This window comes from Amycolatopsis sp. PS_44_ISF1 (genome assembly GCF_032335455.1).
Classification (GTDB): domain Bacteria; phylum Actinomycetota; class Actinomycetes; order Mycobacteriales; family Pseudonocardiaceae; genus Amycolatopsis.
In genome coordinates, this window is the sequence record NZ_JANUXO010000001.1 from 1990054 (window position 1) to 2003331 (window position 13278).

At 73.1% G+C, this 13278-nt stretch carries 14 protein-coding genes; 4 read left to right on the forward strand and 10 right to left on the reverse strand.

From position 1 onward, the window contains the following. Positions 1-411: 411 nt before the first annotated feature. The 6 genes from NYF13_RS09065 to NYF13_RS09090 all read right to left on the reverse strand — a co-directional run bounded on the left by NYF13_RS09065 (position 412) and on the right by NYF13_RS09090 (position 4924). Positions 412-1077, reverse strand: coding sequence for a DUF4190 domain-containing protein (locus NYF13_RS09065; protein WP_315655582.1), 666 nt, complete (start codon positions 1075-1077; stop codon positions 412-414). 252 nt (positions 1078-1329) lie between these two features. Continuing rightward, positions 1330-2214: a hypothetical protein gene (locus NYF13_RS09070; RefSeq protein WP_315655583.1), complete on the reverse strand. Its 885-nt coding sequence runs from the start codon at positions 2212-2214 to the stop codon at positions 1330-1332. After that, positions 2211-2690: a DUF6932 family protein gene (locus NYF13_RS09075; RefSeq protein ID WP_315655585.1), complete on the reverse strand. Its 480-nt coding sequence runs from the start codon at positions 2688-2690 to the stop codon at positions 2211-2213. Before NYF13_RS09075 ends, NYF13_RS09070 begins: the two co-directional genes overlap by 4 nt. Before the next feature lie 72 nt (positions 2691-2762). Continuing rightward, complete coding sequence (locus NYF13_RS09080; protein ID WP_315655586.1) at positions 2763-3188, reverse strand: LapA family protein; 426 nt, start codon at positions 3186-3188, stop codon at positions 2763-2765. A 6-nt stretch (positions 3189-3194) separates the two neighbouring features. Beyond that, positions 3195-3953: an OmpA family protein gene (locus tag NYF13_RS09085; protein WP_315655587.1), complete on the reverse strand. Its 759-nt coding sequence runs from the start codon at positions 3951-3953 to the stop codon at positions 3195-3197. A 143-nt stretch (positions 3954-4096) separates the two neighbouring features. After that, positions 4097-4924 (reverse strand): SGNH/GDSL hydrolase family protein, encoded by an 828-nt coding sequence (locus NYF13_RS09090; protein WP_315655589.1) that lies wholly within the window; start codon positions 4922-4924, stop codon positions 4097-4099. A gap of 288 nt (positions 4925-5212) precedes the next feature. Between NYF13_RS09090 and NYF13_RS09095 the strand changes: the two genes are divergently transcribed. Further along, the gene (locus NYF13_RS09095; RefSeq protein ID WP_315655591.1) at positions 5213-5881 is read left to right on the forward strand and encodes a DUF3159 domain-containing protein; all 669 of its coding nucleotides are present in this window, start codon (positions 5213-5215) and stop codon (positions 5879-5881) included. Positions 5882-5988: 107 nt separating this feature from the next. Here NYF13_RS09095 and NYF13_RS09100 read toward each other — a convergent pair whose 3' ends face one another. Then, positions 5989-7092, reverse strand: coding sequence for a BadF/BadG/BcrA/BcrD ATPase family protein (locus NYF13_RS09100; RefSeq protein WP_315655592.1), 1104 nt, complete (start codon positions 7090-7092; stop codon positions 5989-5991). Beyond that, on the reverse strand, positions 7089-8132 hold the full coding sequence (locus NYF13_RS09105; protein ID WP_315655593.1) for an SIS domain-containing protein: 1044 nt from the start codon (positions 8130-8132) through the stop codon (positions 7089-7091). Before NYF13_RS09105 ends, NYF13_RS09100 begins: the two co-directional genes overlap by 4 nt. A gap of 145 nt (positions 8133-8277) precedes the next feature. Here NYF13_RS09105 and NYF13_RS09110 point away from each other — a divergent pair, with 145 nt between their 5' ends. Continuing rightward, complete coding sequence (locus NYF13_RS09110; RefSeq protein WP_315655594.1) at positions 8278-9033, forward strand: GntR family transcriptional regulator; 756 nt, start codon at positions 8278-8280, stop codon at positions 9031-9033. A 70-nt stretch (positions 9034-9103) separates the two neighbouring features. Continuing rightward, positions 9104-10660: an MFS transporter gene (locus tag NYF13_RS09115; protein WP_315655595.1), complete on the forward strand. Its 1557-nt coding sequence runs from the start codon at positions 9104-9106 to the stop codon at positions 10658-10660. A gap of 17 nt (positions 10661-10677) precedes the next feature. Here NYF13_RS09115 and NYF13_RS09120 read toward each other — a convergent pair whose 3' ends face one another. Beyond that, the gene (locus tag NYF13_RS09120) at positions 10678-11622 is read right to left on the reverse strand and encodes a threonine/serine dehydratase (protein ID WP_315655597.1); all 945 of its coding nucleotides are present in this window, start codon (positions 11620-11622) and stop codon (positions 10678-10680) included. A 154-nt stretch (positions 11623-11776) separates the two neighbouring features. On the opposite strand from NYF13_RS09120, the gene NYF13_RS09125 reads away from it, so the two are divergent. Next, positions 11777-12589, forward strand: a complete 813-nt coding sequence (locus tag NYF13_RS09125; protein ID WP_315655598.1) for a hypothetical protein — start codon at positions 11777-11779, stop codon at positions 12587-12589. 19 nt (positions 12590-12608) lie between these two features. Here the strand turns inward: NYF13_RS09125 and thiE are convergent, their stop codons facing one another. Next, on the reverse strand, positions 12609-13274 hold the full coding sequence (gene thiE / locus NYF13_RS09130) for a thiamine phosphate synthase (protein ID WP_315655599.1): 666 nt from the start codon (positions 13272-13274) through the stop codon (positions 12609-12611). Positions 13275-13278: the final 4 nt, after the last annotated feature.

Sequence of the window (13278 nt, forward strand, 5' to 3'; positions counted from 1 at the left end):
GGATCGGTTTGATCAAGGTTTTCGCAGGTGGAGCATACCCTGGACGGGCATCCTTAGTGGTTTCTTAGCGGCTTCGCGACGGGCCCGCGTAGGGTCCGTCCAGTGCCGGTGGAGCCCTAGGGGAGGGGCAGTCGGAGAAGCCGGCACCACGGACCCGCGACCGCTCGCGGCCGGGTCCGGGAGAGCCGCCAGGAGCGGCTCGGTGGCGGTTGGCCGGCCGAATTGGGGGTAGGCCGGCCGGCCGCCAGGCCCCTCGCCGCGTCCTGGCCGGACCTGGGACCTCGCGCCGCTGGACTTAGAGCGGTGGGACCTCGCGCTGTGGAACTCCGCGCCCTGGGATCGGCGCGCGGCCCACCCGCTCACCTCGCCGCGGATCGCCGGTGGCCGAAGCGACTCCGACCGGGCCCTCGGCTACTCCACGTTGGCCGTGCACAGCGCGATCGTCGTCCCGCTGTTCTCCGCCACCACGCGGCCGTCGACCGTGATGGTGCAGCTGATCTGGTTGCTGGCGCCCGTGTTCGAGCTGTCGGCGGTGAGGGACAGGATCGGGGTTCCGCCGTTGTAGGAGGCTTTGCCGTGCCACTGGTCGGTGCTCGGGGGAGCGTCGTCGGTGCGCTGGTCGTTCAGCGTGCCGTAGCGGACGGTCGCGCCGCCGGCCGAGGTCACCACGTAGTCCACCGTGTGCTTGTCGCCGGAGAGCGGCGGCAGGTGCAGTCCGCTCGAACCGGTGGCGCCGAACGCCGTCGGGAACAGCATCGTCGCGCCGGACAGCAGGGCCGCGGTCACCGAGGCCAGCAGGGCGAGCACGGCCAGGGACCGTCCGCCGAGCACCCCGCGGCCGGACTGCACCAGGCCGGCGATCGCGAGGACCAGGCCGAGGCCCGCGAGCGGCCACGCGAGATACCCCAGGTTCGCCGTGAAGGCCACCGCGATGGCCGCGAGCCCGCACAGCAGCGCGACGACGGCGAAGAAGTTCGGCTTCGGCTTGGCCGGGGCGCGGCGCTGCGTGACGGAGACGGGAGCGGGTGGGCGGCTGTGGCGCGCGGGGGCGAGGGGATACCGCTGATCGGACGTCATGCGTGGGGCCCTTCGGGTCGAAGTGCGACGACGTTAACCCAGAAGTGCGACCCTAGCCGAAATCGTTACCTACTGGAAAATGTCACCATTTCACCGCATCCGACGGTCTCCGGTCATTCACTGTCCCCGTACCCGGCCTCGACCTGCTGGTTTACTGGAAAGTTCAACGAAAAATCATGATCGAAAAAGGCGTGACGCAGGGCCGGGGGAAATACCCGTGGAATGCCCGCGGACGAATTCGCGCCAGTGGGTTCAGTGATCGAAGAGGTTCACTTCGGGGGTGATCTCCAGCAGCTCGTGCACCGGGCGCCCGCGCCGGCCGTCGATGGTGGTCGTGCGCACCACCCGGAGCCGGGCGGTCACCGGGCGGTCGAGGTTCTCCTTGATCTGGTCCAGCAGGTCCGGGGCGACCGCGCCCTGGATGGTCCCGCCCGATTCCCGCTCCAGGTAGAAGATCCGCCGCCGCGTGCGCACGCCGTCGAGCCGTCCGCTCACCGTCTCGTAGCCGACGGCCTCGCGGGATTCACGCAGGCTGCCCTGCAGCACCCGCGCCTGCTCCGTGGTCATGCTGCGGGTCAGCTGCTCGCCCGCCGTCGGCGTGAGCGCCATGCCGATGCCGGCGTGCTTGCTGACCGCGTTGACGACGTCGCTCACCGCGTTGCGGACCGTGTCGCGCTGTAGCAGCACGGCGTCGAGCGCGCCGTCGTCGGAGCCGTTCGCCGGGAGGAAGTCGCACAGCTCCTTCACCGCGCGCTCGGACAACGTCTCGATCCCGTCGTGGATCAGCGCGTCTTCGAGCGCGGGCTCGGGAAAGCCGAAGAAGATCGCGTTGCCCGCCTGGCCGCGCTGGATCAGCGGCGCCTTGTCCCGATCGGCCTGCTGGACGAAGGTGACCTCGTTGGACGGGTTGCGGATGATGTGGCCGATCTTCGCCGTCGCGTCCTGGAGCGCGCGGCTGATGTCGGAGAAGGTGTAGGCGTCTATGTGCGTCTCGCCGATCACCGACACGTGCAGCAGCGGCGAGCGCGAGGTGCGCTCGAACTTCGCGTTGGCCGCCATCGCGGACGCGCGGGCCAGGTCGTCGAGCCAGGTGCCGCCGGGGACCTCGTCGGCGATCCGCCGGAACTCGTTGCTCACCAGACCATCTCCGGGAACCCCTTGCCGCCGTCGGCCCACACGGCCTCCCACACGTCCTCGTCGCCCGGGCGGCACAGGAAGCCGTCGAGCATGCCGCCGACCGGCTGCACCTGGTCGAGGTACATCGCGGGCTGCCCGACGATGATGCCGCGCAGGGTGAGCAGTCCGTACAACGCGGTGCGCCCGTGCTCGTCGAGCCGCTTGAGCGCGCCCCACTCGTCCGGGATCAGCACCACGTCGAGGCCCTGCGGCGGGTGCGGCGTCGTCCGCGTGACGAACGCGCCGCTGACCCAGGCACGCCCGGAAGAGATCACCCGGCGGGCGACCCCGAGGTAGCTGTTGAGGGCGCTGAACAGGATCTCGCGCTCGTTCTGGTACGGCGCGTCGAAGACCAGCCGCTCGTAGACGTCGGCCAGGTCCGCGGGGTGCCGGCCCGGGGGCAGCAGGTTCTGCGACGTCCAGTGCGGGAGCGCCATCGGACCTCCTGACCTCGTCCGGGGCTCGCCGGCTCCCGCTCACAGTGCGTAGCCGAACTTACCAGGCGGGTGTCAGCCACCGCGCCCAGGCCGCCGCGGCGCGGGCCGGCCCGCCCGCTCCCACCCACCGGTCGTCTCCGCGTCGGCGGGCCAGCCGAGATCACCCGACAGCCGGGCCTCGGGCTCGGGCAGCCGGCCGTCGGAGCGGTGCTCCGGCTCGTAGGGCTCGTCCGGGTCGACCTGGGGGTAGTCGTTGTAGACCCGCTCGGGTTGCTCCTCGTACTCGTAGTGGCCGACCGGCGGGATGTACTGCGTCCGCTCGGCCTCCAGCGGCGCCGGCACGTCGAGCGGCTCGTCCTCGGCCTCGTCGTGCTCGTAGACCTCGGGCTCGGCCACCGGCTTCGGCCGCGTCGCGCGCATCAGCAGCCACATCACCGCGGCCCCGAGCAGGAACGCGATGAGCAGCCAGAGCCAGATCTGTCCGAAGAGCCAGAGCATCCGCCATCACCTCTCTTCGACTGTGATCTCGACGCGCCGGTCGTCCCCGCCGTTTTCACCGGTGCCGGGTGCGGTCGCGCTGGTGCCGCGGGCCAGCAGCCGGTCGGCCGGCACGCCCTCGCCGGTGAGCAGCCGCACGACCGTGCGCGCGCGGTTCTGCGCGAGCCGGAGCGCGGCCGTGCGCCCGCCCGGGCTGTCGGCGACGTATCCGGTGATGCGGTAGCGCAGGCTGTCCGGCGCGTCCGTGAGCAGTTTCGCCAGGCCGCGCGCGGCCTGCTCGCCGTCGTCGGTGAGCTTCGCGCTGTCGGGCTTGAACGTGATGGGGGTGTCGCCGAGCTGCTTGTCCAGCGCGTCCTGCAGGCCCGCGCGGTCGGTCGGCGGCGTGGACGGGGTGGTGCTCGGGCTCGGCGGCGGTTCGCTGGAAGGCGGGGGCGGCGTGCTCGGCGGCGCGCTGCTCGGTCCGGGCGCGGGTGGGCTCGGCGCGCCGCCCCCCGAGACCTGTGCGGATTCGACCCCGTCCACTCCCTGGACCACCCCGAGCGCCCGGCCGGCCTGCTCGGCGGGGAAGCCGGACAAGGTGGCCTGACGGCCGGAGAACGCCACGTCGCCGCCGGTGATCCCGGCCGCGGTGAGCGCGGAGCGTGACCGCTCGCCGAGGTTCGACTCGATACCGGACCCGCCGATCCAGGTGGCCAGCCCCGCGAGCAGGGCCGTCACGACCACCGCTACGGGGATCAGGCGGAGCCAGCCGCGGGTACCGGACATACGCCGACCTTAGGCCGGTGCCTGTCCCTTGGCGACCTGGTCGGGCCCCGCCGTCCGGGCGGGCAGGACCGATGGGGGCGACCGGACGCGCAAGTCCCGCTCACCCCCCGGGGTGAGCGGGACCTCCGGGCGAACGGCAGCGGTCAGGAAGCGGTGGCGTTGTCCTGGAAGTTGCGCACCTCGAGCTCCAGGGCGGCGGCCTCGGCCTGCCCGAGCGGGGACAGCTGCGGGCGCTTGGGCACCAGCCCGTCACCCATGGACTCGCCCCTGATCTGGCGGCGGATCCACGGCAGCAGGTGCGTCTTGGTCCAGGTGAGGTCGGAGCGGCGGGAGCTCATCCAGGTGAGCGGCTCGGTGCCCTCCGGGTACGGCTCGCGCCAGTTCTCCTCCACCGGCACGCCCAGCACCTCGGCGGTGAGCAGCGCGATGCGGCGGTGCGCGTCCGGGGTGAAGTGCAGGCGGTCGTCGCTCCAGGCGCGGCGGTCGTGCAGCGGGGCCATGGTCCAGAGGTCGACCATCTTCGCGCCGTGGCGCTCGGCGATCGCCCACAGGTGGGTGTTGTAGATGCCGACCTTGCCGCGCAGCACGCTCATCACGGACAGCGTCTTGAGGTCGGGGCCGTTGAACATGACCACCGGGATGCCGGCCGCGCGCAGCTTCGCCACCCCGTCCTCCAGGTGCGCGGCGACGGCGTCCACGTCCGCGCCCGGCACGATGATGTCGTTGCCCCCGGCGCACACCGTGACCAGGTCGGGCTGGAGCTCCAGGGCGATCGGGAGCTGCTCGGCCATGATCTCGTCGAGCATCTTGCCGCGCAGGGCCAGGTTGGCGTACTGGAAACCCGGCTCACCCCCGGAGAGCACCTCCGCGAGCCGGTCCGCCCAGCCCCTGAAGGACCCGTCCGGCAGTCCGTCGTTGAGGCCTTCGGTGAAGCTGTCACCGATGGCCACATAACTGTCGATTCCGTACACGCTGGGTTCCCCTTCCCGCCTTGCCGCGCCTGCCCCGGTATGTAGTTGTACACCCCAACTAACGATCGGACGTCCCCGTATCCTTCCCGGAGGCCACCCGTGAATTCAGGTGGAGGACACAGTCTCGTCTCTTGTCGGCCCCGTCCGCGCGGACATTACGCAAACTTCACCAGGTGGCGAACAGGTGAATCGCCAGCGCGAGGGGCTGATCGGGTCCTTCTCGCGGCCGAGGTGTGGTGAAGGTCTCCCCGCCGGGAGCGCCCGGCCGGGATCCGGCAGGCTGGGAAGGTGACGGAAGACCAGACACCGGCGCGCGAATCGCTCACGCAGATCCTCGGCGGCCACCGCGGGGCGATCGACGCCAGCGTCCCGCCGGTCGCGTTCGTGGCCGGCTGGCTCGCCACCGGCCGATCGATCGGCTGGGGCGCCGGCGTGGCCATCGTGGTCGCGGTGCTGCTCGGCGGCTACCGGGTGGCGCGCGGCGGCAAGGCGCGCGCGGTGGTGGTCAGCCTGGCCGCCGTGGTCATCGCCGCGCTGATCGCGCTGCACACCGGCCGCGCGCAGGACTTCTTCCTGCTCCAGCTGCTGTCCAACGCGGCGAGTGCGCTGCTCTTCGCGGCCAGCATCGCGGTGCGCTGGCCGTTGCTCGGGGTGATCGTCGGGCTGCTGGTCGGCCAGAAGACCCGCTGGCGCCGCGACCCCGCGCTGCTGCGCGCCTACTCGTGGGCGAGCTGGGTGTGGGTGCTGCAGTACCTGGCGCGGGTGGTGGTCTACGGGCTGCTGTGGTGGTCCGGGCAGGTGGTCGCGCTCGGCATCGCGCGCAGCGTGCTGTCCTGGCCGCTGGTGGCGGCGACGATCGCGGTGAGCGGCTGGGTGCTGTACAAGGCCCTGCCGGCGGATCATCCGGGCCTGCGCGTGATCCGGGAACCCGGAGCCGACAACCGGCCCGGGACATAAGGCGGCCCCCGGCGAGGGGGGAGGGTCCGGGGGCCGGTTCCCACGGTACCCGGATCACCGGTCCTTAGTCGACGGTTTCGGCTCTTCGAACCAGTTTTCGGTGGTATTCACGATCGGGAAGGCCGCGGGGCGGTCTCGCCCCAGACCTCGACCGCGGCCAGCCAGGCCGCCCCCAGCACCCCGTCGGAGCTGGTCAGCACGTCGAGACCGGGGAGGCCGGCGCGCACGGCGGCCCCCACCGGACTGCTTCCGGACAGCACGCTGCCCACCAGAACCAGCGGGGTCGACTCGCCGGGTTCGCGCGTGGCGAGCGCCAGCGCGACGAGTGAATCGGCCGCGCGGGTGACGATGTCGGCCGCCGCCGGCTCCCCGGCCGCCGCCGCGGCGCTCACGAACGGGGCGAACCGGGCCAGCCGCACGGGCGGTTCGGCGTTGGCCTTGGTGATGAGCGCGTTCGCGGCGGCGGCTCGGCCGGCCTCGGTGGCCAGTCCCCTGTGGAGAGAGTGGAAATCCGGGTGACCGGAATCGGCTCCAGCGCCGTCCGCGCCCGCAGCGGTCACCATCGCCGGGTGCGTCGCCTTCGTGCTCCCCTCGGCCGCGTCCGGTCCCGGGTCGCCCGCCGCCCGGCCCAGCCCGGCGTCCACAGCGGACGGTTCCGCGGCGGCCGCGAGCACGGCGGCCGCCAGCCCGGTCAGTTCGGCCCCGCCGCGCAGAGCCGCCAAAGTGGACCGGACCGCCTCGCGGCCGAGCCAGTAGGCCGAACCCTCGTCGCCGAGCAGCCAGCCGTAGCCGCCGGCCCGGGCCGTGGTGCGGCGCCCGCGGATGCGGCAGGCGATGGAGCCGGTGCCGGCGACGAGCACGGTGCCGTCCGGGGCCGAGGTGGCCGAGGCGTACGCCACCTCGGCGTCGGCCACCGGGCGGACCAGGCCGCCGAGCCCGATCCGCCGCCACGCCGCTTCGAACACCGCCGCGACGGCCGGGTCGGAGAGCTTGCTCACCCCGGCCAGGCCGACCACCCCGGCGGCCACCCCGGTCCGCCCGTCCAGCGCGGTCGCGATGGCGGCCGCGATCCGGCCGGCCGCGACCTCGGGCGAGTGGGCGTTCGGGTTCGCGCCCTCGCCGGCCGCCGAGCCCAGCACCACGCCGGCGGCGTCGACCACGATCGCTCGGGTCGAGGTACCGCCGGCGTCGACGCCGACCACCAGGCTCACCGGGTCTTGGTGACCTTCAGCAGTCCGCGCGGGCTGTCCGGGTCGCCGCCGCGGGCCAGCGAGAGGCCCAGCGCGATCCGCTGGACCGGCAGGATCTCCAGGATCGGCGCGAGCTCCTCGGCCGAGGGCGCCACCGGGATCCGCAACGCGGCCGGCACCTCCGCGGCCGCCGAACCCACCGCGAGCACGTCCGCGCCGCGCTTGCCGACGGCGTCGAGCACCTCGGCCATCGCCCGGCCGCCCGGCCCGGCGCTGGTGACCGCGAGCACCGCGGTCTCGCCGTCGACCGCCGCGACCGGACCGTGCAGCAGGTCCGCACCGCTGTAGGCGCGGGCCGCGAGGTAGCTCGTCTCGGCCAGCTTCAGCGAGCCTTCCAGCGCGGTCGCGTACGAGTAGCCGCGGCCGGTGGTGAGCACGCGGTCGACGAAGCGGTAGCGGTCCACCGCGCGCTGCACGCCCTCGGCCGCGCCGTCGAGCGTCTGCTGGGCCAGCTCGCCCAGCTTCTCCGCGTCGGCGCCCTGACCGCCGCGGATGGCGTCGATGAACAGGTACAGCGCGAGCAGCGTCGCGGAGTACGTCTTGGTCGCCGCGACGGCCTTCTCCACCCCGGCGCCGATGTCCACGCCCAGCTCCGCCGCCGCGCGCAACGGCGAGTCGAGGGTGTTCGTGACCGAAACGGTCAACGCGCCCTGCCGCCGCGCCGCCTCGGTCACCTCGATGAGGTCCGGCGAACCGCCGCTTTGGCTTACGGTGACGAAGAGCACGTCACGCAGGTCCGGTCGCGCGCCGTAGAGCGTCGCGGTGGACGGCGACACCAGACCCGCGGGCAGGCCCAGGAGTACCTCGATCAGGTACTTCGCGTACAACGCAGCGTGATCACTGGAACCACGGGCGGCGAGCAGAGCGAAACGCGGGGGATTTTGTGAAACCTTTTCGGCTACTTCCGCAATTCCGGCCTGCCGCTCGACCAGTCCGGCCAGTACGGCAGGCTGCTCCGAGATTTCCGCGGCCATGTGCTCGCCGGGGTGTTGTTGGGTCATCACTTTCCTCTCCGCCGGGACCGGGGCCCCGGGTGGTGCTGAGCGGCGTGCGGTTAGGTCTAGACCAATGCTAGCCGGGCGGAGCGTTTGTGGTGAAGGGTACGTTTCCTGGTGGGCAAGTGGCGCGTTAGTGAGGGAGCCGTTCATGTTGGAGACATCCCCCGCGGGTGAGGCGGGAACCACGGCGGGTGTGCGCGGGCAGCGTGAACCCAAGTACTGGGCGCTGAAACAGCACCTGCTGGACCTGCTCGACGCGGTGGCGCCGGGTTCGCCGATCCCGACGGAACGGGCGCTGGCGGGCGAGTTCACCGTGTCCCGCACCACGGTGCGCCAGGCGCTGGCGGACCTGACCGCCGAGGGACGGCTGCACCGCGTGCAGGGCAAGGGCACCTTCGCCGCGGAACCGAAGCTGGCCCAGCGGCTGCAGCTGTCCTCCTACACCGAGGACATGCGCAAGCAGGGCCTGAAGCCCTCGTCGAAACTGCTCGAGGTCGAGGAACTGGCCGTCGAGGGCGAGATGACCAAGCTGCTGGCGATCCGCGCGGGCGCGAAGATCCTCCGGCTGCGCCGGCTGCGGCTGGCCGACTCCCAGCCGATGGCCCTGGAGACCACGCACCTGCCGCTCGGCCGGTTCCGCGGGCTGCGCAAGCACATCACCGCGGGCGGTTCGCTGTACGCGGTGCTGCGCGAGCACTACGGGGTCGAGCTGGAGCGCGCGGAGGAGACGATCGAGACCTCGCTCGCCGGACCGCAGGAGGCCGAGATGCTCGGCGCCGACGTCGGCATGCCGGTGCTGATGCTGACCCGGCACTCCTTCGCCACCGACGGCAAGCCGGTGGAGTTCGCCCGGGCGATCTACCGCGGCGACCGCTACAAGTTCGTCACCACGCTGCTGCCGTGATCCCGGATCGGGTGCTTGCGCCCGGACCGCGGCCACGCCACCGTGTGCGCATGGACTCGAAGCAGCACCGGTGACCGCGGCCGAAGCCACCGGGATCCGCTGGGGCACCCCCGTGGCCCGGGGCGTGCTCTGGACGACCATCCTCGGCTCGGGCATGGCGATGCTCGACGGCACGGTGGTCAACGTCGCGCTGCCGCGGATCGGCGAGGAGCTGCACGCCTCCGTCGCGGGGCTGCAGTGGATCCTCGACGGTTACCTGCTCGCGCTGGCCGCCCTGATCCTGGTCGCGGGCTCCCTCGGCGACCGGTACGGGCGGCGGCGGGTGTACCTGGTGGGCGTGGTCTGGTTCGGCGTCGCCTCCGGGCTGTGCGCCGCGGCGACGTCCACGGAGACGCTGGTGGCGTTCCGCGTGCTGCAGGGCGTCGGCGGCGCGCTGCTCACCCCCGGCTCGCTGGCGATCCTGCAGTCCGCCTTCGCGCGGGACGACCGGGCGCGCGCGATCGGCGCCTGGTCCGGGCTCGGCGGCATCGCCTCGGCCGTCGGCCCGCTGGTCGGCGGGCTGCTGGTGCAGCTGTGGTCGTGGCGGCTGGCGTTCCTGATCAACCTGCCGCTGGCCGTGGTGGTGGTGCTGATGGCGCGCCGCTACGTGCCCGAGTCGCGGGACCCGGACGCCACCGGCCACCCGGACTTCGGCGCCGCCGCGCTCGGCGCCGCCGGCCTGGCCGGGGTGACGGGCGCGCTGGTGGAGGCGCCCGGACGCGGGATCGGCGACCCGGTCGTGCTGGTCGCGCTGGCCGTCGGGGTGCTCGGGCTCGCCGCGTTCGTCCGGCTCCAGCACCGCTCGCGTGAGCCGCTGGTGCCGCCCGCGCTGTTCCGCGACCGCACGTTCACCCTGTCCAACGGGCTGACCTTCGTGGTCTACGCCGCGCTCGGCGGCGTGTTCATGCTGATGGTGCTGCAGTTGCAGGTCTCGCTGGGCTATTCGCCCACCGCGGCCGGGCTCGCGGGGCTGCCGATCACCATCCTGATGCTGCTGCTCTCGGGCCGCTCCGGCGCGCTCGCGCAGCGCATCGGCCCGCGGACCCAGCTGGTGGTCGGCCCGATCGGGCTCGGCGCCGGGATGCTGCTGCTGACCCGGGTCGGTCCCGGCTCCTCGTACCTCGGCTCGGTGCTGCCCGGCGTGATCGTGTTCGGGCTCGGCCTGGCCACGGTGGTGGCCCCGGTGACCGCCACGGTGCTCGCGGCGGCCCCGGACCGCTACGCCGGGGTCGCCTCGGGGGTGAACAACGCGATCGCCCGATCGGGTGGGCTGCTGGCGGTGGCGGTGCTGCCGGCCGCCGCCGGGCTGACCGGTTCGGGTTACCGGGACCCGGTCGCGATGACCACCGGCTGGCGGACGGCCCTGACCATCTGCGCCGTGCTGGCGGTGGCGGGCGGGCTGATCGCGCTGGGCATCCACAACGGGGTGCTCGGCGGGTCCGGGGCCACCGCGGCCGAGACCGGCGACGGGGCCGAGGCCGAGCCGCCGGCCCCCACCGGCGGCGAGCGCCCGGCCGGGGAGTCGCCGCACCCGGGTGACCGCTACCACTGCGGGGTCGAGGGACCGCCGACGCACGTCCGGCCGTGAAGGGCTGGTGAGCTGGTTCAGGCCAGCAGCTCCGCCAGCAGGGCGGGGTCGATGTTGCCGCCGGAGAGCACGGCCACGGTGCGCCCGCCCGGCAGCTCGCCGGAGCGGTGCAGGAACGCGGCGACGGCCGTCGCCCCGCTCGGCTCGGCGACCAGGCGGGCCCGGCGGGCCAGCTCTCGCACGGTGTCGCGGATCTCGTCCTCGCTCACCGTGACGATGCCGTCGAGCACGGCCTTCAGGTGCGCGAAGGTGAGTTCGGACGGCTGCGCGCGCAGGCCGTCGGCGATCGTGCGGGCCCGTCGCGACATCGGCCAGTCGACGCGGTGGCCGGCCCGGAGGCTCTCGGCCGAGTCCGCGGCCAGCTCCGGCTCCACGCCGTAGACCCGGGCGCCCGGGCACCGCGCCTTGATCGCCGTGCCGACGCCGGCGGCGAGGCCGCCCCCGCTGACGGGCACCAGCACGGTGTCGACCTCCGGCAGGTCGGCGGCGATCTCCAGGCCGATCGTGCCCTGCCCGGCGATCACGTCGCGGTGGTCGAACGGCGGGATCAGGGTGAGTCCGCGCGCCTCGGCGATGGCGTGGGCGGCGCTCTCCCGCTCGGCGATGGGCACCTCGACCACCTCGGCGCCCCAGCCGAGGGTGGCTTCCACCTTGATCCGCGGGGTCACGTCCGGCACCACGATCACGGCCGGGATCCCGAAGGACTGCGCCGAGCAGGCCACCGCCTGCGCGTGGTTGCCGCTGGAGTAGGCGACGACGCCGCGCCGGCGCTCGGCCTCGTCCAGCGCGGCGATCGCGTTGTGCGCACCGCGGATCTTGAACGCGCCGACCGGCTGGAGGCTCTCGGGTTTCACCCACAGCTCACCGGAAACCCAGGACTGGCGGAGCAAGGGCGTGCGCACGGCGGTGCCGGCGACCCGCTGGGCCGCCGCTTCGATTTCGGGGATCGTCACGAGTTGCATGTGGTGATTATGTCAGGGGATGGTGAGCTTTAGACCGTCCACTATGGATAGTCAACGTGGCGTCGCTCACCTCTGGGCAACGAAGGGAGTGCTCCGGACGACTTACTCGTTGGAACCGGTAAGGAAAAATGGGCGGGACAAGCAGATCGGAATCATGAGCGAGGAGCAAGAGAAAACGTCCGGGACGGAGACGAAGAAGGGGCTGCGGCTGACGCCGGTGCTCGCCGCCGCGCTGGCCGCGGTGACGGCGGCCCTGCTCGGATCGACCCTCGGCGTGGCCGGGACCGTGGTCGGCGCCGGGGTGGCCAGCATCGTCACCACGGTCGGCAGCGAGCTGTACCTGCGCTCGCTGCAGCGCACGCGCGACGCCGCGCTGAAGGCGCGCTCCGTGCTGGCCACGGCCGGGCAGCGGCGCGCGACCGGCGTCGGCGGGCTGGAGCCGGTGGAAGACCCGGCCCAGCTGCCGACCCAGTACCTGTCGACCCGCGTTCCCGATCCGTCCGAGATGCCGACGGTGCGGCTCCCCAAGCCCTCCGGGCCGGAGGAGACCGAGCCGGAGGCGGGCGGCTCACTGGCCGAGCGGCTCCGGAAGCTGCGCTGGCCCCTGGTCATCGGCACCAGCGTGATCGCCACGGCCGTCGCGATCGTCTTCATGCTCAGCCTGGAGGGCGTCACGGGGGGCCGGGCCGGGGCGAACTTCTACCACGACCCGGGCACCAGCCAGCAGCAGAAGCAGGACGACCGCACCCCGGACACGACGCAGAACACCGCGCCGCCGCGTGAGACCTCGTCCGGCGAGCCGACGTCTTCAGCGGAGCCGACCTCTTCGTCCACGCCCACGAGCCGGCCGTCGTCGGACAGCGAACCGTCGACCAGTTCGACGCCGAGCACCGGCAGCTCCCAGTCGCCGACCCAACGGAGCCAGCCCACTTCGCCGGGCGGCCAGCCGACGAAGGCCAATCCCTGACGGTTTCGGCCCTGACGGTTCAGCCCAGGCGGCGCTTCAACGCCTGGGCGGCCGCCTTCGGGTCTTCGGCCCCGGTGATCGCGCGGACCACCACGATCCGCGTGGCGCCGGCGTCGAGGACCTCGGGCAGCCGGTCGGAGTCGATCCCGCCGATGGCGAACCACGGCCGCCGCGGCCCGTCCGCCGCGGTCGCGCGCACCAGGTCGAGGCCGGGGGCGAAGCGGCCGGGCTTGGTCGGCGTCGGCCAGCACGGACCGGTGCAGAAGTAGTCCACGCCGTCCTCGGCGGCGGCCGCGCGAGCCTGCTCGACCGAGTGCGTCGAGCGGCCGATGACCACCTCTTCGCCCAGGATCCGGCGCGCGAGCGGCACCGGGATGTCGTCCTGGCCCAGGTGGAACACGTCGGCCTCGACGGCCAGCGCGACGTCGGCGCGGTCGTTCACCGACAGCAGCGCGCCATGGCGCCGGCAGGCTTCGGCGAGCACTTCCAGCGCCGCGATCTCCTGCTTGGCTTCGAGCGGCGCGCCGTCCGTCTTGTCGCGAAGCTGGACGACGTCGACGCCGCCGGCGAGCGCGGCGTCGACGAACTCGGCCAGGTCGCCGCGGGACGAGCGGGCGTCGGTGCACAGGTACAGGCGGGCTTCGGCCAGACGGGCGCGGATCCGGTCTCCGGTCAGGGCGGGCATGGCG

Bases quoted from the DNA above. Each gene is read 5' to 3' on its own strand.
- NYF13_RS09065 (WP_315655582.1), bottom strand. From the start codon at position 1,077: ATGACGTCCGATCAGCGGTATCCCCTCGCCCCCGCGCGCCACAGCCGC.
- NYF13_RS09075 (WP_315655585.1), bottom strand. From the start codon at position 2,690: ATGGCGCTCCCGCACTGGACGTCGCAGAACCTGCTGCCCCCGGGCCGG.
- NYF13_RS09080 (WP_315655586.1), bottom strand. From the start codon at position 3,188: ATGCTCTGGCTCTTCGGACAGATCTGGCTCTGGCTGCTCATCGCGTTC.
- NYF13_RS09085 (WP_315655587.1), bottom strand. From the start codon at position 3,953: ATGTCCGGTACCCGCGGCTGGCTCCGCCTGATCCCCGTAGCGGTGGTC.
- NYF13_RS09105 (WP_315655593.1), bottom strand. From the start codon at position 8,132: ATGACCCAACAACACCCCGGCGAGCACATGGCCGCGGAAATCTCGGAG.
- NYF13_RS09110 (WP_315655594.1), top strand. From the start codon at position 8,278: ATGTTGGAGACATCCCCCGCGGGTGAGGCGGGAACCACGGCGGGTGTG.
- NYF13_RS09120 (WP_315655597.1), bottom strand. From the start codon at position 11,622: ATGCAACTCGTGACGATCCCCGAAATCGAAGCGGCGGCCCAGCGGGTC.
- NYF13_RS09125 (WP_315655598.1), top strand. From the start codon at position 11,777: ATGAGCGAGGAGCAAGAGAAAACGTCCGGGACGGAGACGAAGAAGGGG.
- thiE (WP_315655599.1), bottom strand. From the start codon at position 13,274: ATGCCCGCCCTGACCGGAGACCGGATCCGCGCCCGTCTGGCCGAAGCC.